Source organism: Vreelandella sp. ssv (assembly GCF_059448525.1).
The window spans coordinates 695515-716748 of record NZ_CM182545.1; the positions used below are offsets into that span (position 1 = coordinate 695515).

Annotated in this window: 14 protein-coding genes; 12 read left to right on the forward strand and 2 right to left on the reverse strand. The window is 56.1% G+C overall.

Annotation, left to right across the window (positions count from 1 at the left end; translation table 11 throughout):
- Nucleotides 1-183 precede the first annotated feature (183 nt).
- The 12 genes from pilM to eno all read left to right on the forward strand — a co-directional run bounded on the left by pilM (nucleotide 184) and on the right by eno (nucleotide 17415).
- Nucleotides 184-1245 (forward strand): type IV pilus assembly protein PilM, encoded by a 1062-nt coding sequence (pilM, locus tag AC5TBW_RS03300; RefSeq protein ID WP_495510707.1) that lies wholly within the window; start codon nucleotides 184-186, stop codon nucleotides 1243-1245.
- The gene (locus AC5TBW_RS03305; RefSeq protein WP_495510708.1) at nucleotides 1242-1844 is read left to right on the forward strand and encodes a PilN domain-containing protein; all 603 of its coding nucleotides are present in this window, start codon (nucleotides 1242-1244) and stop codon (nucleotides 1842-1844) included. The genes pilM and AC5TBW_RS03305 overlap by 4 nt, the downstream gene beginning before the upstream one ends.
- A complete protein-coding gene (locus tag AC5TBW_RS03310) occupies nucleotides 1841-2500 on the forward strand; it encodes a type IV pilus inner membrane component PilO (RefSeq protein ID WP_495510709.1) in 660 nt (219 codons plus the stop codon). The genes AC5TBW_RS03305 and AC5TBW_RS03310 overlap by 4 nt, the downstream gene beginning before the upstream one ends.
- 32 nt (nucleotides 2501-2532) lie before the next feature.
- Nucleotides 2533-3051, forward strand: coding sequence for a pilus assembly protein PilP (locus tag AC5TBW_RS03315; protein ID WP_495510710.1), 519 nt, complete (start codon nucleotides 2533-2535; stop codon nucleotides 3049-3051).
- A 14-nt stretch (nucleotides 3052-3065) separates the two neighbouring features.
- Complete coding sequence (locus AC5TBW_RS03320) at nucleotides 3066-5150, forward strand: type IV pilus secretin PilQ (protein WP_495510711.1); 2085 nt, start codon at nucleotides 3066-3068, stop codon at nucleotides 5148-5150.
- Nucleotides 5150-5734, forward strand: coding sequence for a shikimate kinase AroK (aroK, locus tag AC5TBW_RS03325; RefSeq protein ID WP_495510712.1), 585 nt, complete (start codon nucleotides 5150-5152; stop codon nucleotides 5732-5734). The genes AC5TBW_RS03320 and aroK overlap by 1 nt, the downstream gene beginning before the upstream one ends.
- The gene (gene aroB / locus AC5TBW_RS03330) at nucleotides 5731-6837 is read left to right on the forward strand and encodes a 3-dehydroquinate synthase (RefSeq protein WP_495510713.1); all 1107 of its coding nucleotides are present in this window, start codon (nucleotides 5731-5733) and stop codon (nucleotides 6835-6837) included. The genes aroK and aroB overlap by 4 nt, the downstream gene beginning before the upstream one ends.
- Before the next feature lie 526 nt (nucleotides 6838-7363).
- On the forward strand, nucleotides 7364-11806 hold the full coding sequence (gene gltB, locus AC5TBW_RS03335) for a glutamate synthase large subunit (RefSeq protein WP_495510714.1): 4443 nt from the start codon (nucleotides 7364-7366) through the stop codon (nucleotides 11804-11806).
- Nucleotides 11807-11842: 36 nt separating this feature from the next.
- Nucleotides 11843-13261, forward strand: coding sequence for an FAD-dependent oxidoreductase (locus AC5TBW_RS03340; protein WP_280105755.1), 1419 nt, complete (start codon nucleotides 11843-11845; stop codon nucleotides 13259-13261).
- A 263-nt stretch (nucleotides 13262-13524) separates the two neighbouring features.
- A complete protein-coding gene (pyrG, locus tag AC5TBW_RS03345) occupies nucleotides 13525-15180 on the forward strand; it encodes a CTP synthase (protein WP_495510715.1) in 1656 nt (551 codons plus the stop codon).
- A 12-nt stretch (nucleotides 15181-15192) separates the two neighbouring features.
- Complete coding sequence (kdsA, locus tag AC5TBW_RS03350) at nucleotides 15193-16044, forward strand: 3-deoxy-8-phosphooctulonate synthase (protein WP_495510716.1); 852 nt, start codon at nucleotides 15193-15195, stop codon at nucleotides 16042-16044.
- Between the two features lie 81 nt (nucleotides 16045-16125).
- Complete coding sequence (gene eno, locus AC5TBW_RS03355) at nucleotides 16126-17415, forward strand: phosphopyruvate hydratase (protein WP_495510717.1); 1290 nt, start codon at nucleotides 16126-16128, stop codon at nucleotides 17413-17415.
- 529 nt (nucleotides 17416-17944) lie between these two features.
- Here eno and fdxA read toward each other — a convergent pair.
- Both fdxA and mutS read right to left on the reverse strand, forming a co-directional pair.
- Nucleotides 17945-18268: a ferredoxin FdxA gene (gene fdxA / locus AC5TBW_RS03360; RefSeq protein WP_071695439.1), complete on the reverse strand. Its 324-nt coding sequence runs from the start codon at nucleotides 18266-18268 to the stop codon at nucleotides 17945-17947.
- 319 nt (nucleotides 18269-18587) lie between these two features.
- A complete protein-coding gene (mutS, locus tag AC5TBW_RS03365; RefSeq protein ID WP_495510718.1) occupies nucleotides 18588-21149 on the reverse strand; it encodes a DNA mismatch repair protein MutS in 2562 nt (853 codons plus the stop codon).
- Between the last annotated feature and the right edge of the window lie 85 nt (nucleotides 21150-21234).

A 21234-nucleotide genomic window follows, 5' to 3' on the forward strand; every position in this document is an offset into this window, starting at 1 on the left:
AGAATAAAAAGATCGGCATCTAAACGGCCGTATCATGCAATTGGCTGCCATTATAGGAAGCTGAGGCGGCGGCCACCAGTGTTGATATGCCGTAAATTCGATCGCGTGTGACTTAACTAAAAATCATGTAACCTCAAACCACATCTGAAAGACGGGCGACAAGTAGGCGGAGCCGAACCCAATATGCGCTTTCTGAAATCTGGTAAAGGTTTGATCGGCGTCGATATTACATCAGCGACCGTTAAGCTGCTTGAGCTAAAACAGTGCCATGATAATTACCAAGTAGAAAGTTATGCCGTAAGGCCATTACGCGAAGGCGCAGTGGTTGAACGCCGTATCCGCGATATTGATGACGTGGCTAGCGTACTTAGCCGTGCCGTTGAACATGCTAAACCCTCCACTCGCAAAGCAGCAGTGGCTGTTCCTGCCAGCGCGGCGATTACCAAAACGCTGAGCTTTCCAATCGGGCTGAGTGAAGAGGAGATCGAAGAGCGCATCGTGGCCGAATCAGACCGCCATATTCCCTTTCCGTTCAATGAGGTGGCGTTTGATTTTGAGTGTCTTGGGCCATCACCTTTTGACGATGAGCAGCAGCAGGTCGTGCTGGTGGCTTGTCGGCAACAGGACGTCACGCAACTGACTGAAACGTTGGAACGCGCCGGTTTGGAACCCGCAGCAGTAGATGTGGAGACCTTTGCCATGGAGCGTTCACTCGCCGAGCTTCGCCGTCAGTTGAAGGTCGATAATGATCCCACCGCGTGCGTTGGTTTAGTGGATATTGGGGCCAATATGAACGCCTTTCACGTCGTGCGGGGCGGGCATATTGTTTACACCCGCGATACGGTGTTTGGTGGTCGTCAGCTTACCGATGCGATTCGCGAACGCTACGATTTGAGCATGGAGGAGGCGGGATTCGCCAAAAAGCGGGGTGGGCTACCTGACGATTACCATGAGCGAGTACTGAATCCTTTTCTTGAAACCGTGGTACAGCAAGTGGGGCGCTCCTTGCAGCTCTACTACACCGCCGGGCGTCAGCAAGAGGTGAAGCACATAGTGTTGGCGGGTGGGTCGAGCGTGATTCCAGGACTGGCCGAACGTATTGCTGAGGATAGTGGTATGTCGGTGACCATTGCTAACCCTTTCCAACGTATGCAGGTTAATAAGCGCCTCAACCTTCAGGCGCTGACGAATGATGCACCAGCGATGCTGACCGCAGGTGGCTTGGCGATGAGAGTGAGCCAATGAGCATGACGATTAACCTGCTGCCCTGGCGGGAAGCTCAGCGAGAGCGAAGAACGCGCAAATTTTACGTGATCGTGGCTGGCATACTGGTACTGGGCGTAGTGCTTGGCCTGCTGATCTCGCACTATTACCAGCTTAAGCTAGCTGCTCAGCAGCAGCGCAATGCCTACGTTAGTGAGCATATCGAGCGCCTTAATGCTGATATTGAAGGCGTGTCACGCTACGCAACCGATGCCGAACGTTTAGGTGAGCAGATCGCAGTGTTTCAGGCGCTGCAAACCGAGCAAACGGACACCGTGCAGCTATTTAATGACGTGGCGAATAGCGTTGCTAACGGCGTTATTTTTCAACGCTTATCGAAAAATGGTAGCAGTGTCAGTGTCACCGCCGTGGCCGGTAGTGAACGTCAGGTTTCCGAGCAACTGCGCCGTATTGCAGCGCTGCCAGGTTTGAGCGTGCCTTTGCTGTCAGCGGTGGAAAGTGATCAAAACAGTACAGGTCGCCTATTTCGGTTTGAGGTAGAGCAAGTTGCCGATATATCACCGGCGGGGCGGGGTATAGAGCAGGATGTCGGTCAGGATCTAGAAAGGGGAGCGCCATGAGCCTGAGTCGCGAGCAGTGGGGCATTGAGTGGCAGCACCTGCGCGATGTTGATTGGCGTGATCTGGACGTTAAGGAAGCCGGTGGATGGCCACTGTTGTTAAAAGTGCTGAGCTGTTGCTTGGCCCTGCTGGTCGCGCTGTGTGTCATGCTGTGGCTAGTCGTGAGCGAACAGCGTGAAGCGTATATGGCGGCCCAGCGTAATGAGGTCAGGCTATTAAGCGAATACCGCAGTAAAGCCTCGGAAGCGGCCTTCTTACCGGAAATGCGGGAGCAGTTAGCTACCTTGGAAGGGCAAATGGCCCGTTTACGTACCATGCTGCCCACCGGTGCGGAAATCCCTGCACTGCTCGATAGCATTAGCGATGCCGCCGTCGACAACCGCCTTACCATTGAAACGATACGGCTGCGTCCAACGCTCACACAGGCTCATTATGTCGAGCAGCCGCTCGATATTCAGGTGCGCGGCAACTATCACCAGTTGGCACGCTTTAGTGCCGATATCGCGTCATTGCCCCGGATGGTGACTCAGCATGATTTTACTATGGAGCCCGTTGAGGGGCGCGGCGATACGCTGCGCCTATCCCTGTTAGCGCGTACTTATCGTTATGTTGAAGAGAGTGACCAGCCCTCTACGAATGGGGCGGATGCGTTATGAGGTGTCATCGAACAGCGCCTTATGGGGTGAAGATGGCCACGGTCATTACTCTGGCACTTGTGCTGACGGGCTGCGTGGATGCCGATTTAACTCAGCTTGAGCGCACCTTAGCTGATATTCGTCAGTCGCCAGGCGGTCAGCCGCCGGTCATTGCGGTCGCGCTGCCCGCAAGTCACCGCGTGTCTTATTTATACAGCGAAGACCGCAGCCCCTTTTTGCCGCCCGACGCTATTGCTCAGGAGAGCGCGAATCGTAGCGAGGGCGCGCTTGCGCCGGACCAGCAGCGCTCCCCAGAGCCTCTGGAGCGCTTTCCACTGCAGGACCTGCGATTGGTCGGTACGATGCGTATGGCGGGTCGGCAAGTGGCGCTGGTCGCCTCGCCGGATGGCAATGTGACCAGTGTGAAAGAGGGCAACTATATGGGCACCGACTACGGACGAATTGCTCAGATCAGCGCTCAAGACATCCGTGTCACCGAGCGGGTCTTTACCCAACGGGAAGGGTGGCAAGAGCGGCAAGTGTCGCTAGTCATCAACGAAAACAACGAGTAAGCGGATAATAACTCATGGCAGTTACAGCTTGGCGAATTACTCTTTCTATGGCCATGGCCGCACTATTTTTACTGATGCCTTCGCTGACAGTTGCATCGGTGTTAACGGGTGTTGATGCTCAGCCCGACGACAACGGGGGAGTCAATGTTGACCTTCTCTTCACCGGTGGCGTGCCCGAATTACGCAGCTACCGCTTAGACTCCCCTCCACGAGTGACGCTGGATTTGGCAGATACCCAAAATGGGCTAGCCAGCCGACGCCTGAGCATCAACAGCCGTGGCGTCGAGGAGATTACTGCCCTGGAGGGCAATGGTCGTACGCGCTTGGTCGTCAACCTCTCTGGGCCGCAGTCATTTACGTCTCGCGTGCTGGATGATCGTCTACGTATCACCTTTGCATCAGCCGCTAACCCTGCGGCCGATACCTCGCTTAATTCTTCGCCCATGCCGGTCGCCAGCGTCTCTTCGACGGGGCTGGAGACCGATGAAGGGCCACAGATTGAAAATATTGATTTTCGACGCGGCGCAGACGGCGCCGGACGGTTGCTGGTCACTTTTGACCGCGAAGGGGTTGTGGCGAACGTGCGCGAGGGTGGCCCCGACCAGGTGATGGTTGGTTTGCGCGATGTGACGATTCCTGACTCGCTTAACCAAGTCTACGATGTCACCGATTTTGCCACGCCGATTACGCGCATTACGCCCCGTACCAGTCAGGGTGATACCCAGTTGGTCATCGCTACCCAGGGTGCTTATGCGATGATCTCATCGCAAAGTGGCCGTACGCTGACGGTGGAAGTGCAGCCTGCCAGCCAGGAATCACAGCCCACTCAGGCCACCGGTGAACGATTTAATGGCGAGCGTTTGAGTCTTAATTTTCAAGATATCGAAGTGCGTTCAGTGCTAGCGACGCTGGCTGAATTTACCGGGCTGAACTTGGTGGCCAGTGACAGCGTCACCGGGCGCGTGACGCTCAACTTAAACGATGTCCCTTGGGATCAGGCGTTAGCGCTGATTCTGCAAAGCCAGGGATTATCGAGTCGTGAACAGGGCAATGTGATTGTCGTGGCGCCTGCCAGTGAGCTGGCTGACCTGGAACGCCAGGAACTAGAGGCGCGTAACCAGCGTGAGACGCTCTCGCCGTTGGTGACCGAGTTCATCGAGATCAAGTATGCCAGGGCCGAGGATTTGGCCCAGCTACTGCGCGGAGGCGATGGGGACGGTTTTGGGCTGCTCACCGAGCGGGGGCGCGTCAGCATTGATAACCGCACCAATACACTGCTGGTGCAAGATACCGCCGACCAAGTGAGCGATATCGTACGCACCATTGACCGCCTGGATGTTGCCGTTCGCCAAGTGCAAATAGAAGCGCGCATTGTTATTGCCCGAGACACTGCTTCCCGTGAACTAGGTATTAATTGGGGCATGTCGAGCACCCGCGGCTTTCAGGAGGGAGATGACGGTACCTTCAGCCGACGGGATATCAACCCCAATGGCATCAACCGGGCGCAGGGCGGCTTGGCGGTGGATTTAGGCGCTGCTTCAGGGCCGGGTACCGGCTTTAGCTTTGGCTACTTATCCGGTGATATCTTGTTGGATTTGGAGCTGCGCGCACTGGAAAGCGAAGGCAAGAGCCAGACCATTTCTCAGCCCCGCATCATTACCGCTAATCAGCGTACTGCCCGGATTAGCCAGGGTGAAGAGCGGGCGTTTCAAAGTGTGGATGGCAACGACAACCCGGATACCGAGTTCAAAGAGGCCGAGCTCTCACTGGAAGTTACCCCGCAGATTACCCCGGATAACCGCATTATCATGGATCTGGTGATCAAAAATGACAGCTTCCGTGAATCGGAGTTTGGTGGCGAACCACCGATTGATACCAACCAGATTGAGACCCAAGTTCTGGTAGATAACGGCCAAACGGTGGTGTTAGGCGGAATTTTGACCACCGAAGAGCTGCGCCAAATCGCCAAAACACCGCTTCTGGGCGATATTCCTTTACTGGGTAGACTGTTTCGCTATACCGAAGAGAGCAATGAAAAGGTAGAGTTGTTAGTCTTTATTACTCCACGACTCCTAGACGATGGCTTAACGGTTCGCTGATGCAGGATTTACCCAATTTATTTCTTATAGGCCCCATGGGGGCTGGCAAAAGCACCATTGGTCGCCTGTTGGCGGCGGAGCTTTCGCGTCCGTTTTATGACAGTGATCACGCCATCCAAGACCGCTGCGGGGCAGATATTCCGTGGATCTTCGACGTGGAAGGCGAGCAGGGCTTTCGGTTACGTGAAATTCATATGATCGATGAGTTGACCCGGCTTTCGTCCGTCGTAGTTGCCACCGGGGGCGGAGCGGTACTGCGCGAAGAGAATCGCCGCGCGCTGCGCGAGCGCGGCACGGTGGTGTATCTGTTGACCACGGTGGACCAGCAGCTTAAGCGAACGGCGAAAGATCGTAATCGGCCGTTATTACAGTGTGGTAATCGTGAGCAGGTGCTAAACGACATGTTTGCCCAGCGCGATCCGCTTTACCGTGCCACTTCGGATATTGCCGTGCGTACTGACCGGCGCAGCCCGCGAGCGGTGGTCAATGAAATTCTGCGCCGGGTGCATCGGCTGGTAGATCCGCTTGAGCCCTCATCTCCGCCTCATTCGGCTGGAACGTTTAACCATAAGGTATCGCAATGACCTCGACCGCCAGCGCGCAACGCACGCTTCACGTTGCTTTAGATGAGCGCAGTTACCCGATTCATATTGGGACAGGGTTGATCGGGCGAGCCGATACGTTGACGCCTTACTTGGCGGGAAACCAGGTAATGGTGGTCACCAACGAGACCATTGCGCCGCTCTATCTGGAAAAGCTCTGCGCTAGCCTGCCGGATCATTTGGATGTGCGCACGGTCGTGCTCCCTGATGGCGAGCAGTACAAAACCATCGAGCAGGTCAGCCGTATTTGGGATGCACTGCTTGAAGCCGGTTTTAACCGCCGCTGCACCCTGGTCGCCTTAGGCGGCGGGGTAATTGGCGATATGGTGGGTTATGCCGCTGCTTCCTATCAGCGCGGTGTGGCGTTTATCCAAGTGCCCACCACGCTGCTTTCCCAGGTGGATTCGTCGGTAGGCGGCAAGACCGGCGTTAACCACCCGCTGGGTAAAAATATGATCGGCGCTTTCTGGCAACCCAAAGCCGTGCTGGTGGATATCGATACCCTGAAGAGTCTGCCGCGTCGCGAGCTCTCCGCTGGTCTCGCCGAGGTGATTAAGTACGGTCTGATTCGCGACGAAGCGTTTTTAAGCTGGCTGGAAGCCAACATGACCGCCCTGCTTAATGTGATGCCTGAGGTCGTTGCCGAAGCCATAGCGCGCAGTTGCCAAATCAAAGCCGACATTGTCGCCGAAGACGAGACGGAACAGGGCGTACGTGCGCTGCTGAACCTGGGGCACACCTTTGGCCATGCCATTGAAGCGCACCAAGGCTACGGTAACTGGCTGCACGGCGAGGCAGTCGGCGCGGGAATGGCCATGGCGGCCACGCTTTCAAAGCAGTTGGGGTGGATTGATGATGCGGCGCTGGCACGCAGTTTGGCGGTGATTGAGAGTGCCGAGTTGCCATTGGCAGCGCCGGACAACATGTCCAGCGACGACTTTCTGGCCCGCATGCGGCTGGATAAGAAAAATATTGATTCCCGCCTGCGCCTGGTGTTGCTCAACGCATTGGGCGATGCCTGTGTTAGCGATGCCACGCCCATTGAAGTTCTCCGCTCGCTGCTGGATAGCTATCCGCGCCGCTGAGCGGCGAACGGTCATCCAACCAACTCATTCGGTAACCAATCAGCCAACGCCCGCTGAATAACACCACTTTGCAACTTGAGTGGTGTCATTCAGCGGGTTTTTCTTCATGCCCCTTTTCTTCATGCACTATTTTTGCCAGGAAGCAGAACACTGTTTCTATATAATCCGTATGCCTTATGCACTATCGGCATGGGTTAATTGAGGTATGCTAGACTAAAGTCTAGTGGAAAATAAATCACCTCGAAATAGCGTTTCCTTTCGTTACAAGTGCTTGAAGTGTATGTGTTTTTTCCTTTAGTAAGAATGCAAATACAGGATTTGAAAAGAGTTTCTCTAACGTTATAAGCGCCAAGCGATTGCGCAAAGTGGGCGCCAATCGCTATGCTGGCCGGCCATTTTCTTGCGGCAGCGAACGTGGGAAATACCCCATTCTGGGCAGGTTGTAAGCACTATAAAAAAAGCAAAACCGCCCTTTATACCATAAGCACGCTGCTAAAAAAATACGCTGACTAGTAGAGGCACGCCCATGAATAGAGGTCTTCACCAGCCTGGCGAGTTTCGCGATAACTGTGGTTTTGGCCTGATTGCTCATATGGAAGGCCAGGCTAGCCACGATTTGCTGAAAACTGCCATTGAATCCCTGACCTGCATGACCCACCGGGGCGGTATTGCTGCCGACGGAAAAACCGGCGACGGCTGTGGTTTGCTACTTAAAATGCCCACCCCGTTCATGCAGGCGCTGGCCAAAGAGGCATTTGATGCCGACTTGGGCGAACGCTTTGCCGTGGGCGTGGTCTTCCTGCCGAATGATGACGAGCGTGAAGCGCATGCTCGCGACACCCTGACGCGTGAGCTTGAAGCGCGTGGCCTCAACGTGTTGGGCTGGCGCGATGTGCCTACCGACGCCAGCGTTTGTGGCCCTATGGCGCTTGACTGCCTGCCGCGTATTCGTCAGCTTTTTGTAAAGCCGGGGCTGGGTGAGCACTTCGATGTTGACCTCTTTATGGCCCGTCGCCGTGCTGAACAAGCGCTGCGCGACGAAGAAGATTTCTATGTCGCCTCCCTTTCGTCAGAAGTGGTCTCCTATAAAGGCTTGGTCATGCCGGAAGACCTGCCGGCCTTTTATAAAGACTTGAATGATCCGCGTCTGGAAACCGCCATTTGCGTTTTCCACCAGCGCTTCTCTACCAATACTGCACCTCGCTGGCCGTTGGCACAGCCGTTCCGCCTGCTGGCCCACAATGGCGAGATCAACACCATTGAGGCTAACCGTGGCTGGGCGAATTCGCGTAAAGCCAACTTCGTTAACGAGCGCCTGCCGGATATCACCGAGCTGGACGAAATCGTCAACACCACTGGTTCTGACTCCTCCAGCATGGACAACATGCTGGAAGTGCTGCTGACCGGCGGTATGGAGCTGCACCGTGCGGTACGCATGATGGTGCCGCCCGCGTGGCAAAACGTCGAAACCATGGATGCCGAGCTGCGCGCCTTCTACGAATACAACTCCATGCACATGGAGCCGTGGGACGGCCCTGCGGGCGTGGTGATGACCGACGGTCGTCAAGCGGTGTGTATGCTTGACCGTAACGGCCTGCGCCCGGCGCGCTGGGTCATCACCAAAAATGGCTACATTACCCTGGCCTCGGAAACCGGCACCTACGGCTATCAGCCGGAAGACGTGGTGGCGAAAGGTCGCGTTGGTCCTGGCCAAATGCTCGCCGTGGATACTGAAACCGGGGAAGTACTGCACACCACCGACATCGATCAGCGGCTAAAGTCTGCTTACCCCTACAAGCGCTGGTTGAAGCAGGAAGCCAGCTACCTGGAGTCGGCACTGACTGAGCTGGCGCGTTTCCAGAGCATGGATACCGATGCGCTCAGCGTGCAGCAGAAGCTATTCCAGGTGAGCTTTGAAGAGCGCGACCAGGTGCTGCGTCCGTTAGCGGAAAGCGGCCAGGAAGCGGTGGGCTCAATGGGCGACGATACGCCGATGGCGGTGCTGTCGAGCCGTCCGCGCCTGCTGACGGATTTCTTCCGCCAGAAGTTTGCCCAGGTCACCAACCCGCCCATCGACCCTCTGCGTGAAGCGATCGTCATGTCGCTGGAAACCTGCTGTGGCGCCGAGCTCAACGTCTTTAAAGCGACGCCTGAGCACGCTCACCGCTTGATTTTGACCACGCCGGTGCTGTCGCCGCGTAAATTTACCGCGTTGGTTAGCCAGGATGACCCGGCCTTTGCCAGCCACACCATGTCACTGGGTTATGACCCTGAGCAGCAAAGCTTGCACCAAGCGCTCAAGGCCCTGTGTGAAGAGGCCGAAGCGAAAGTGCGCGCCGGTAAAGTCATTCTTGTGCTCACCGATGCAGAGCTGGCGAAAGGGCTTATCCCCATCCAGGCCGCCTTGGCCGTGGGTGCCGTGCACTCTCACTTAGGCCGTTTGGCGCTGCGTCCCAACGCCAATATCGTGGTGGAAACCGGCTACGCCCGTGACGCTCACCAAATGGCGGTGCTGTTTGGCGTGGGGGCGACGGCGGTTTATCCGTGGCTCGCTTATCAGGTCATGGCGGATATGCACCGCACCGGCGAGCTAACCGGCAACCCGGCCGACGGCCGCGAGAACTACCGGAAAGGCCTGCAGAAAGGCTTGTTCAAGATCCTGTCTAAAATGGGTATCTCGACGCTGGCCTCCTACCGCGGCTCAATGCTGTTCGAGGCCGTAGGTCTGGCGGACGAAGTAATGGATCTGTGTTTTGTTGGTATGGCGTCGCGCATTCAGGGGGCCGGTTTTGCCGAGCTTCAGATGCAGCAGACGCTGCTGGCGAAAGATGCCTGGATTCCGCGTAAAGGAATTTCCCAGGGGGGCATGTTCAAGTATGTTCACGGTCACGAGTATCACGCCTACAACCCCGATGTAGTGATGTCACTGCAGGCAGCGGTACAGGAAGGCAGCTACACCAAATGGAAGAAGTTCGCCCAGTTGGTGAACGAGCGTCCGGTGGCGACCATTCGTGACTTGCTCAAGCTCAAGCCTGCGGAAACCCCGATTGCGCTGGAAGAAGTGGAGCCGGTTGAAGATCTGCTGCCCCGCTTTGATAGCGCGGGTATGTCGCTGGGTGCGCTTTCGCCGGAAGCCCACGAAGCCCTGGCCCAGGCCATGAACGAAGCGGGTGGTCGCTCCAACTCCGGTGAAGGCGGCGAAGACCCGTCGCGCTACGGCACTATTCGCAGCTCGAAAATCAAGCAGATCGCCTCCGGCCGGTTTGGCGTTACCCCGGCGTACCTGGTCAATGCGGAAGTGCTGCAGATCAAAGTCGCCCAGGGTGCCAAGCCCGGTGAGGGTGGTCAGCTGCCCGGTGGTAAAGTGAACCAGTTGATTGCCCGGCTGCGCTACGCGGTGCCCGGTGTGACGCTGATTTCACCGCCACCACACCATGATATTTACTCTATCGAAGATTTGGCTCAGCTGATTTTTGACCTCAAACAGGTCAATCCAGAAGCTCAAGTGTCGGTGAAGCTGGTATCCGAGCCGGGTATCGGCACGATCGCCACCGGTGTGGCCAAGGCCTATGCGGATTTGATTACCGTGTCAGGCTACGACGGCGGTACCGCCGCAAGCCCGCTGACCTCCATCAAGCACGCGGGTTCGCCCTGGGAGCTGGGGCTTCCTGAAGTGCATCAGGCGCTGCGCATCAACGGCCTGCGCGACAAGATTCGCCTACAGACCGATGGCGGCCTGAAAACCGGTTTGGATGTTGTCAAAGCAGCGATTCTAGGTGCGGAGAGCTTTGGGTTTGGCACCGCGCCGATGGTAGCGTTGGGCTGTAAGTACCTGCGCATCTGCCACCTCAATAACTGTGCCACCGGGGTCGCCACTCAGGATGATTTCCTGCGCGGCGAGCACTTCCGCGGCACCGTGGATATGGTCAAAAACTACTTCCGCTTTATTGCCGAAGAAGTGCGCGAGCTGATGGCAGTATTGGGCGTGCGCAAGTTGACCGATCTAATTGGCCGTACTGACCTGTTGGAAGTGTTGGAAGGAAATACTGCGTCTCAGCGTAAGCTTGATCTGACCCCGCTGCTGACTAACGATTTTGTACCTAAAGATGCGCCACAGTTCTGCACCGTTAGCCGTAACGTGCCCCACGATCCCGGTGCTAAAAACCAGGAAGTGCTGGCGGCGCTGAAAGACGCTATCGAAAGTCAGTCGGGCGGGGAGTTTAACTTCACCATTACCAACTGTGACCGCAGCGTAGGCGCATTAACCTCTGGTGCGATTGCCAAGCGTTACGGTGAGGATGGCCTGGAAACTGCGCCGGTCACGGCTAACTTTGTCGGCGTGGCGGGGCAGAGCTTCGGGGTGTGGAACGCCCGTGGCCTTAACCTCTACCTGGAAGGTGATGCCAACGATTACGTCGGCAAGGGCATGAACGGCGGCAGCATCGTGATTGTGCCGCCTAAAGTCAGCCAGTTTGAGAGCCATAAAACGGCCATCATCGGTAACACCTGCCTTTATGGCGCCACCGGCGGGACGCTGTTTGCGGCCGGTACCGCGGGCGAGCGCTTTGCAGTGCGTAACTCGGGCGCTTCCGCCGTGATTGAAGGCGCGGGGGATCACTGCTGCGAATATATGACCGGCGGTTTGGTCTGTGTACTCGGTGAGACCGGCGTGAACTTTGGCGCGGGCATGACCGGTGGGTTTGCCTATGTGTTGGATGAAGAGCGCACCTTCGTGGACAAGTACAACCACGAGCTGGTCGAGATTCATCGCGTCAACACCGAGGCCATGGAGGCGTATCGTCGTCACCTGCGTGAAATGATCGAAGCCTATGTGGCCGCAACGGGTTCCGCGCGTGGGGCGGCTATTTTGGAAGACTTCAGCGACTATGCGCGTCACTTCTGGCTGGTTAAGCCAAAAGCGGCCAGCTTGGGTAGTTTGCTGGATCAGTCTCGGCGTCAGCCGCAATAACCCGCTTATGCCCCTTACGCTGACAGGAGAGAGATCATGGCTAACCGTTTAAATAACGATTTTCAGTTTGTCGATGTGGGTCGTAAGGACCCACAGAAGAAAGATGCCCGCGCCCGTGCCAAAGAGTTTGCGGAGATTTATGAGCCGTTCAAACCCACCGATGCGGCCAGTCAGGCGCATCGCTGCCTGCATTGCGGCAACCCGTACTGCGAGTGGAAGTGCCCGGTGCATAACTACATCCCCAACTGGCTCCAGCTGGTGGTGGAAGGCAACATTATTGAAGCCGCTGAGCTTTCTCACAAAACCAACTCGCTGCCCGAGGTGTGTGGCCGCGTGTGCCCCCAGGATCGTCTGTGTGAGGGCGACTGCACGCTGAACGACGGCTTTGGTGCGGTAACCATTGGTTCGGTGGAGAAGTACATCACCGATACGGCGTTTGCCATGGGCTGGCGTCCGGACATGTCTCACGTTACCTGGACCGACAAGAAGGTCGCTATTATCGGTGCAGGCCCTGCTGGCTTGGGCTGTGCCGACATTCTGGCCCGTAACGGCGTCAAGCCGGTGGTGTTCGACAAGTACCCGGAAATCGGCGGTCTGCTGACCTTTGGTATTCCCGAGTTCAAGCTGGAAAAGAGCGTGATGGAGCGCCGTCGTGCGGTTTTTGAGGAGATGGGCGTCGAGTTTCGCCTCAATACCGAAATCGGCACCGATATCGAGTTTGAAACCTTGATGCAGGAGTACGACGCGGTCTTCCTGGGGATGGGGACTTATAAATATATGGAAGGCGGCTTCCCTGGCGAAGATCTGCCCGGCGTGTACAAGGCGCTGGACTTCCTGATTGCTAACGTCAACCGCTGCCTGGGTTTTGAAAAAGACCCCGAAGATTACATCTCCATGGAAGGCAAGCGTGTGGTCGTGCTGGGCGGCGGTGATACGGCGATGGACTGTAATCGTACGTCCATTCGCCAGAACGCTACCAGCGTGACCTGCGCGTATCGTCGTGACGAAGGCAACATGCCAGGGTCGCGCCGTGAAGTCTCCAATGCCCGTGAAGAGGGCGTGGAGTTTCTGTTCAACCGTCAGCCGGTCGCGGTCGTCGGTGAAGAGAAGGTCGAAGGCGTGAAGGTGGTACGTACACGTTTGGGTGAGCCGGACGAAAACGGACGCCAGCGCCCTGAAGTGGTACCCGGCTCTGAAGAGATCATCGCGGCGGATGCCGTGGTCATTGCTTTCGGCTTCCAGGCAAGCCCAGCGCCGTGGTTCGATAGCTCTAATATCCAAGTTGACGAGCGCGATCGTGTCACTGCGCCGGAGCACGGTCAGTACGCCTTCCAAACCAGCAACGAAAAAATCTTTGCCGGTGGCGATATGGTGCGCGGCTCTGATTTGGTGGTCACGGCAATTTATGAAGGCCGCCAGGCTGCAGAAGGCATTCTGGATTACCTGGGCGTGTAGAGCACGCCTGACGCATAGAGCAGCACCAGGGGTAGGTCGTAGCGAGGGTCTTTTGTCATGGATGACAAAAGTAGCGCCCATGGATGGGTTCACAGCGCCCTCGCGGAGACCTATCGCTGGTGCGATTGCACGAGTGTGATTAGGTTGAGTAGGATTTGACTGCTCAGTTCAAATTGAGCCTTAGGTCGTAATCTGCTAGTCTGTCGACCCATCCTGGCGTGGCTTTCTGCCGTGCCTTCTGATCACGTTTCGACAGGTTATCCATGACACGATATATCTTCGTGACCGGCGGCGTTGTGTCCTCTCTTGGCAAGGGCATCGCCTCCGCCTCGCTTGCGGCGATTTTAGAGGCCCGCGGCCTTAAGGTCACCATGCTCAAGCTCGACCCGTACATCAACGTGGATCCGGGTACCATGAGCCCTTTCCAGCACGGTGAGGTGTTCGTCACAGAAGATGGCGCCGAAACCGACCTTGATCTCGGGCATTACGAGCGCTTTATTCGCACCAAAATGACCCAGCGCAACAACTTTACGACCGGTCGGGTTTACGAGCACGTACTGCGTAAAGAGCGCCGTGGTGACTATCTAGGCGGCACCGTTCAGGTGATTCCGCATATCACCGATGAGATTAAAGAGCGGGTTTACGCGGGCGGTGAAGGTTTTGATGTGGCGCTGGTGGAAATCGGCGGCACGGTCGGTGATATCGAATCACTGCCTTTCCTTGAGTCCATTCGCCAAATCCGTAGTGAACAGGGCGCTAACCGTGCGCTTTTTATGCACCTGACCCTGGTGCCCTACATCAAAACGGCGGGTGAGACCAAAACCAAACCGACCCAGCACAGCGTTAAAGAGCTGCGCTCCATCGGTATCCAACCGGACATTCTGATTTGCCGCAGCGAAGTTGAGCTGGAAGAGAGCGAGCGTCGCAAAATCGCCCTGTTTACCAACGTCGAAGAGCGTGCCGTGGTACCCCTGCAGGATGCCGATACGATCTATCGCATTCCGCTGATGCTCCATGAGCACGGTCTGGATGAGATCGTTTGCGATAAGCTGCGCCTGGAAGCCCCGGAAGCCGATTTATCCGAGTGGGTGAAGGTACTCGATGCCAAGCTCAACCCGCTCAAATCCGTCAGTATTGCCATGGTCGGTAAGTACATGGAGCTGCTGGATGCCTACAAGTCGCTCAACGAAGCGCTGATTCATGCTGGCATCCAAGGTCGCATTAAGGTCAACGTCGACTATATTGACTCCGAAGACATTGAGCGCCACGGCACCGAGCGTTTGGCGGGCAAAGATGCCATTCTGGTACCCGGCGGTTTTGGCGAGCGCGGCGTAGAGGGCAAGATTTTGACTGCCCAGTTTGCGCGCGAAAATAACGTGCCCTATCTGGGTATTTGCCTGGGTATGCAGGTAGCGGTGATTGAGTTCGCTCGCAACGTGGCAGGATGGAAAGACGCCAACTCTACTGAGTTTACCCACGATACCCAGCACCCGGTGGTGGGTCTGATTACTGAGTGGTTAAATCCGGAAGGCAAAATCGAGTTACGCGATGCGGCGTCTGATTTAGGCGGCACCATGCGCTTAGGGGGGCAGGTATGTCATCTCGAAACCGGCACCAAAGCGCGCGAAGCCTACGGCTCGGATGAGATTGTTGAGCGTCACCGCCACCGCTTCGAGGTCAATAACCAGTTTATCGATGAGCTCGAGAAGGCGGGACTGGTTATTTCGGGCAAGAGTGTCGACCAATCACTGGTTGAAGTGATTGAGCTGGCTGACCACCCTTGGTATGTGGCCTGTCAGTTCCATCCGGAGTTCACCTCCACGCCGCGTGATGGTCACCCGCTCTTCTCGGGGTTTGTGAACGCCGCGTTAGAGCATAAGACTGCGCGTAATCGCGCCCATGCGCATTCTCAGGAATAAGAGGGCAAAAGCATGGCTTCTCAAGAGCGTCATATTAACGTAGCCGGCTTAACCGCCGGCAATTCCTTGCCGCTGATGCTGCTAGGTGGCATGAACGTGCTGGAATCTGCTGAGCTTGCCGACGAAGTTGCCCAAGCCTACGTCACGGTGACCCAGAAGCTGGGTATGCCCTACGTTTTCAAGGCCAGCTTTGATAAAGCTAATCGCAGTTCGATTCACTCCTACCGCGGGCCGGGTATCGAGAAAGGGCTGCAAATACTGGCCGATATCAAAGCCCGCTACAACGTGCCGATCATCACCGACGTGCACGAACCCTGGCAGGCTGAGGCAGCGGCGGAAGTGGCCGATATTATCCAACTGCCCGCCTTTTTGGCCCGTCAAACCGATCTGGTGGTCGCCATGGCCAAAACCGGCGCGGTCATCAATATCAAGAAGCCGCAGTTTTTGGCGCCCCATGAAATGCGCCATATCATCAGCAAGTTTCAGGAAGCGGGTAACGACCAGCTGATGCTTTGCGAACGCGGCTCAAGCTTTGGTTACAACAACCTTATCGTTGATATGCTTGGCTTTGGTGATATGAAGCAAACCGGCTATCCGGTGTTTTTTGATGTGACCCACGCGCTGCAACGTCCTGGTGGGCGTGCGGACAGTGCCGATGGTCGCCGCGCCCAGGTGGCGGAATTAGCACGGGCTGGCGTAGCGGTCGGGCTAGCAGGGCTGTTTTTAGAAGCTCACCCTGACCCTGATAATGCCAAATGCGATGGCCCCTGTGCTTTACCGCTTGATCAGTTGGAGCCATTCCTAACCCAGCTTGCCCAGTTGGATGCACTGGTTAAGGGGTTTGAACCGCTAACGATTCGCTAAGCCGTGTTCAGCGAATCAGGGGTTTGCTAATAAGAGCGCCATTTTAATAACTTTATCTGCTTTACAGTAAAGGATACTGCCATGACCAAGATTGTTGCTATCAGTGCGTTGGAAGTGCTCGATTCACGTGGTAACCCCACTGTGCAGGCGCACGTTCGCCTTGCTAGTGGTGCTGTTGGTGAAGCCTGTGCCCCTAGCGGTGCCTCAACCGGTTCCCGGGAAGCGTTAGAGCTGCGCGATGGTGATAAGTCGCGCTACCTGGGCAAAGGCGTGCTGAAAGCAGTCGATGCGGTCAATGGCAAAATCCGCGATGCGTTACTGGGCATGGATGCACGTGATCAGCGCGGTTTAGACGATGCCATGCTGGCGCTGGATGGCACTGAAAACAAAGCGAACCTGGGCGCCAACGCTATTTTGGCCGTTTCACTGGCGGCGGCTAAAGCAGCCGCTAACGCCAAAGGCGTGCCGTTGTATGCCCATATTGCCGAGCTTTACGGTCAGCCGGGTCAGTACAGCATGCCGGTACCGATGATGAATATCATCAATGGCGGCGAGCACGCCGATAACAACGTCGATATCCAGGAATTTATGGTTCAGCCGGTAGGCGCGCCTAATTTCCGTGAAGGGCTGCGCATGGGCGCGGAAATTTTCCACGCGCTGAAGAAAGTGCTCTCAGCAAAAGGCCTCTCCACCTCAGTCGGCGACGAGGGCGGCTTTGCGCCTGACTTGGCGTCTAACGCTGATGCCTTGGCAGTGATCAAACAAGCCGTAGCTGATGCCGGTTACGAGCTGGGTAAAGACGTTACCCTGGCGCTGGACTGTGCTTCTTCTGAATTCTATAAAGACGGTCAATACAACCTTTCCGGTGAAGGCAAAAGCTACGACGCCGAGGGCTTTACCGATTATTTGGCCGGTCTGTGTGCTGAGTACCCGATTGTGTCCATCGAAGACGGCATGGATGAATCCGACTGGGCGGGCTGGAAAGCGTTAACCGACAAGCTGGGTGATAAAGTGCAGCTGGTGGGTGACGATCTGTTCGTGACCAATACCAAGATTCTCAAGCGCGGTATCGATGAGCAGATCGGTAACTCTATCTTGATCAAGTTCAATCAGATCGGCTCGCTCTCGGAGACGCTGGATGCCATCAAGATGGCCCAGGATGCTGGCTTTACTGCGGTCATTTCGCACCGCTCTGGTGAAACCGAAGACACCACCATTGCTGATTTGGCGGTAGGTACCTGCGCCGGTCAAATTAAGACGGGTTCGCTGTGTCGCTCTGATCGGGTTGCCAAGTACAACCGTTTGTTGGTGATTGAAGCGGAGCTGGGTGAGGTGACCTATCCTGGCCTAAAAGCCATTAAGGGTCAGTAAGCGCCTATATCGAGTGAGCTTTTTGGATGGCTTGTAAGAGATGTCTTAAGATTTTGTAAGAGATATCTTACAAATGCCGACGTGAATCGCTCGGTTTATAGTAAGAAAAAACGAAATTTTCCACTAATTGAAATTTAAGTAATTGTTTTTAAAAAAATTGTGGAAATAAGGCGAGCCGCTAAGGCTCGCCTTTTTGCATTTTGGGCTTGTTGAGAAGCGGCCATGATCTGCCACAATGCACGCAGGACAAGGGGAGGCAGGGATGCTTCAGACAGGATGCAACGGGACGTAGGTCAGATGCGCCGGGTGATACAGTGAGGTGAGCCCCGGCAGGGAAGTCATCTGAAGAGGTTGATCCAGGGAGTGGTCAGAGGAAGTGCTTGGAGCGGGCGGCCTACGGGTCGCCTTTTTTTTGCCTGTCATTAGACGGCATAATTTTGGTGACAAAAAAACCAGCGCCTGGGAGAAGCAGGAGCGCTGGGTTTAAGAGCAGTACTTAATTGGGGCGATCTAAGATTAGCGCCTAAGACTAGCGCTCTAATTTCTCGAGTTTACCAGGTTTGCCATCCCACTCTTCGGCGTCAGGCAGCGGTTCTTTGCGCTCGGCAATGTTGGGCCATACTTCGGCCATCTCGGCGTTAATCTCAATAAATGCCTCTTGGCCATCCGGTAGCTCATCCTCGGAGAATATCGCCTCGGCGGGGCACTCGGGCTCACACAGCGCGCAGTCGATACACTCGTCAGGATGAATGACCAGGAAGTTCGGGCCCTCGTAAAAACAGTCGACCGGGCAGACTTCCACACAGTCGGTGTATTTGCACTGGATGCAGTTCTCGGTAACGACAAACGTCATCTTGCTATCCCTCTTGCAGGGCCGGGTAACTCCCAGCCATGGTCAATCGTGAATGGTTATAAATCAGCCGTTTTTTATAAGCTAAAAGTTTGAGCGACATTCTAGTGGTGCGCTTACCTGGCGGCAAGCGCCATATGATTCCAGTTGGTAGCAATCCCAGTACAGGTTTCCGCGGGAGCACTACTTTCGACATCTGACCGCCATGGATGGCGGAAATGCCGGAATAGTCGGGAACATTTTCCGGCCCTGTCGAAAGACCCTCGCTTCAACCTGTCCTGACATCTGAATCTCACTTATAGACTTTATTCTATAAGCACCATTAGATCAGGTCTCGCCACTGATACAACAGTGATAGCGCTTCCCGCGGCGTTAAGTCATCCATATCGACATTTTCCAATGCCTCAACCACCGGATGCGGTGCGGCGGCAAACAGGTCGTTTTGCTGGGGCGTGTTCCGCGGTGCCTGTGCCGTATTGTCCACATCGCGCTGCTCAAGGCTCATCAGCTTCTCACGAGCCCGCTTAATCACATGGCTTGGGACACCCGCCAACTGAGCCACCTGCAAGCCGTAGCTTTGACTGGCTGGACCCGCCTCAATGCGGTGCATAAACACAATGCTATCGCCATGTTCGGTCGCCGTTAAATGAATATTGGCAACTCCTTCAGCGTGCTCAGGCAGGGCGGTCATCTCAAAGTAGTGAGTCGCAAACAACGTTAGCGCTCTTCCTTTCGCTAAGTATTCAGCGCTGGCCCAGGCCAGTGAAAGCCCATCAAAAGTGCTGGTGCCACGACCAATCTCATCCATCAAGATCAAGCTTTGTTGGGTCGCGTTGTGCAGAATATTGGCCGTTTCGGTCATCTCGACCATAAAGGTGGAGCGTCCGCCTGCCAGATCATCCGACGAGCCAATGCGGGTAAATATCCGATCCAGTGGGCCGATTTCGGCGGCATCGGCGGGCACAAAGCTGCCGCAGTGTGCGAGCAGGGCAATTAGCGCCGTTTGGCGCATATAGGTCGATTTACCGCCCATATTGGGACCGGTAATGATCAGCATATGCCGGTCAGGGTTGAGCGTCACATCGTTGGGCACAAAGGGCGTTTCGCTGACCTGCTCAACCACCGGGTGCCTTCCCGCCTCGATATGAATACCGGTGGTGTTACTTAGGGTGGGTCGAACCCAGCTTAGCGCCTCTGCGCGTTCGGCAAACGCGCACAGTACATCCAGTTCTGACAGCGCTTGGGAGGTGCTCTGCAGCGCATGCAGGCTGTCGTTGAGGTCGGCCAGTAGGCGGTCATAAAGCCATTTTTCACGGGTCAACGCGCGAGATTTGGCGGAAAGTGCCTTATCTTCAAACTCTTTGAGTTCAGGGATAATAAACCGCTCGGCGTTTTTAAGCGTCTGACGGCGAATATAGTCAACGGGTGCTTGCTGGGCCTGTGAACGGGGTAGCTCGATAAAGTAGCCATGGACCCGATTATAGCCGACTTTGAGATTGGCAAGCCCCGTTCGCTCGCGCTCGCGAAGCTCAAGCTGAATGAGATAATCACCTGCATTCTCTGCCATGCCGCGGTGCTCATCCAGCTCGGCGTCAAAGCCATCGGCGATGACGCCCCCGTCACGGATCACTACCGGCGGATTTTCGACCAGCGCCCGGCTGAGCATGTCGGCCATTTCCGGGTAGGGGCGGATATGCGGGCGCAGGTTGTCCAGCGCACTACCGCTCTCTACCTCGCTGAGCTGCTGCTCCAGTTCCGGGAGCGTTACCAGTGCATCCCTCAGGCGTGCCAGATCGCGCGGACGGGCGCTGTACAGCGCAACGCGAGCCAGAATACGCTCTACATCACCTACGGCGCTCAGGGTCTCACGCAGCGGCATATAGGCAGCATCAACGCTTAATAGCGCCACTCCTGCATGACGGGCCTGGACGATCTCGCGCTGACGCAGTGGGCGATTGAGCCAGCGTTTGAGTAATCGGGACCCCATGGCAGTGGTACAGGTGTCCAGCACGCTGGCCAGGGTGTTATCGCTATTGCCACCCAGGTTAATATCGATTTCCAGATTACGTCGGCTGGCGGCGTCGATCACCACGGCATCATCGCGATTCTCAACGCTGATCGCGGTTACGTGGGGCAGGCGCGAGCGCTGAGTGTCGCGGGCGTAATCGATCAGCACTCCGGCGGCAATCAGTGCCGTGGTTAAGTGCGCGCAGCCAAAGCCGCGTAAATCCTGCACTTCAAACTGGTCGCACAAGCTGCGGGTAGCGCTCTCCAGGTCAAACAGCCACTCGCCCTGGCGGCGCAGGCTGCGCTTTTGTGACCAGGCATCGGGTAGCGTCAGGCTTTCGGGCACTAGTAACTCGGCCGGGGAGAGGCGCGTCAGCTCGGCAAGCATTTCGGCTTCGCTGGCTACTTCCAGTACGTTAAAGCGGCCGCTGGAAAGCTCCAGCCAGGCAAGGCCCCAACTCTCTTTGCCAGGAGAAACGGATACCAGCACGTTGTCGCGGCGTGCATCCAACAGCGCTTCATCGTGGAGCGTGCCGGGCGTAACGATACGCACGACCTGGCGGTCAACGGGCCCCTTGCTGGTAGCAGGGTCGCCAATCTGTTCGCAGATCGCTACCGATTCACCACCGGCGACAAGGCGGGCTAGATAGCCTTCAGCACTATGGTAAGGTACGCCCGCCATCGGGATCGGCTTGCCACCCGACTGCCCACGCTGGGTAAGGGTAATATCCAGCAGCGCGGCGGCGCGCTTGGCGTCGTCGAAAAAAAGCTCATAAAAATCCCCCATCCGGTAAAACAGCAGTACCTCGGGGTGTTCACGTTTGATCTTTAAATATTGCGTGATCATCGGTGTGTTGGGGGGAATGGCCTGTGACATGAGCGTCCTGATTGAGCGTAGCGTAAGCCAACTCGGCTTACGGCCTGTTCATTGGATATATGCTTTATATAAGTCTTTGAGCGAT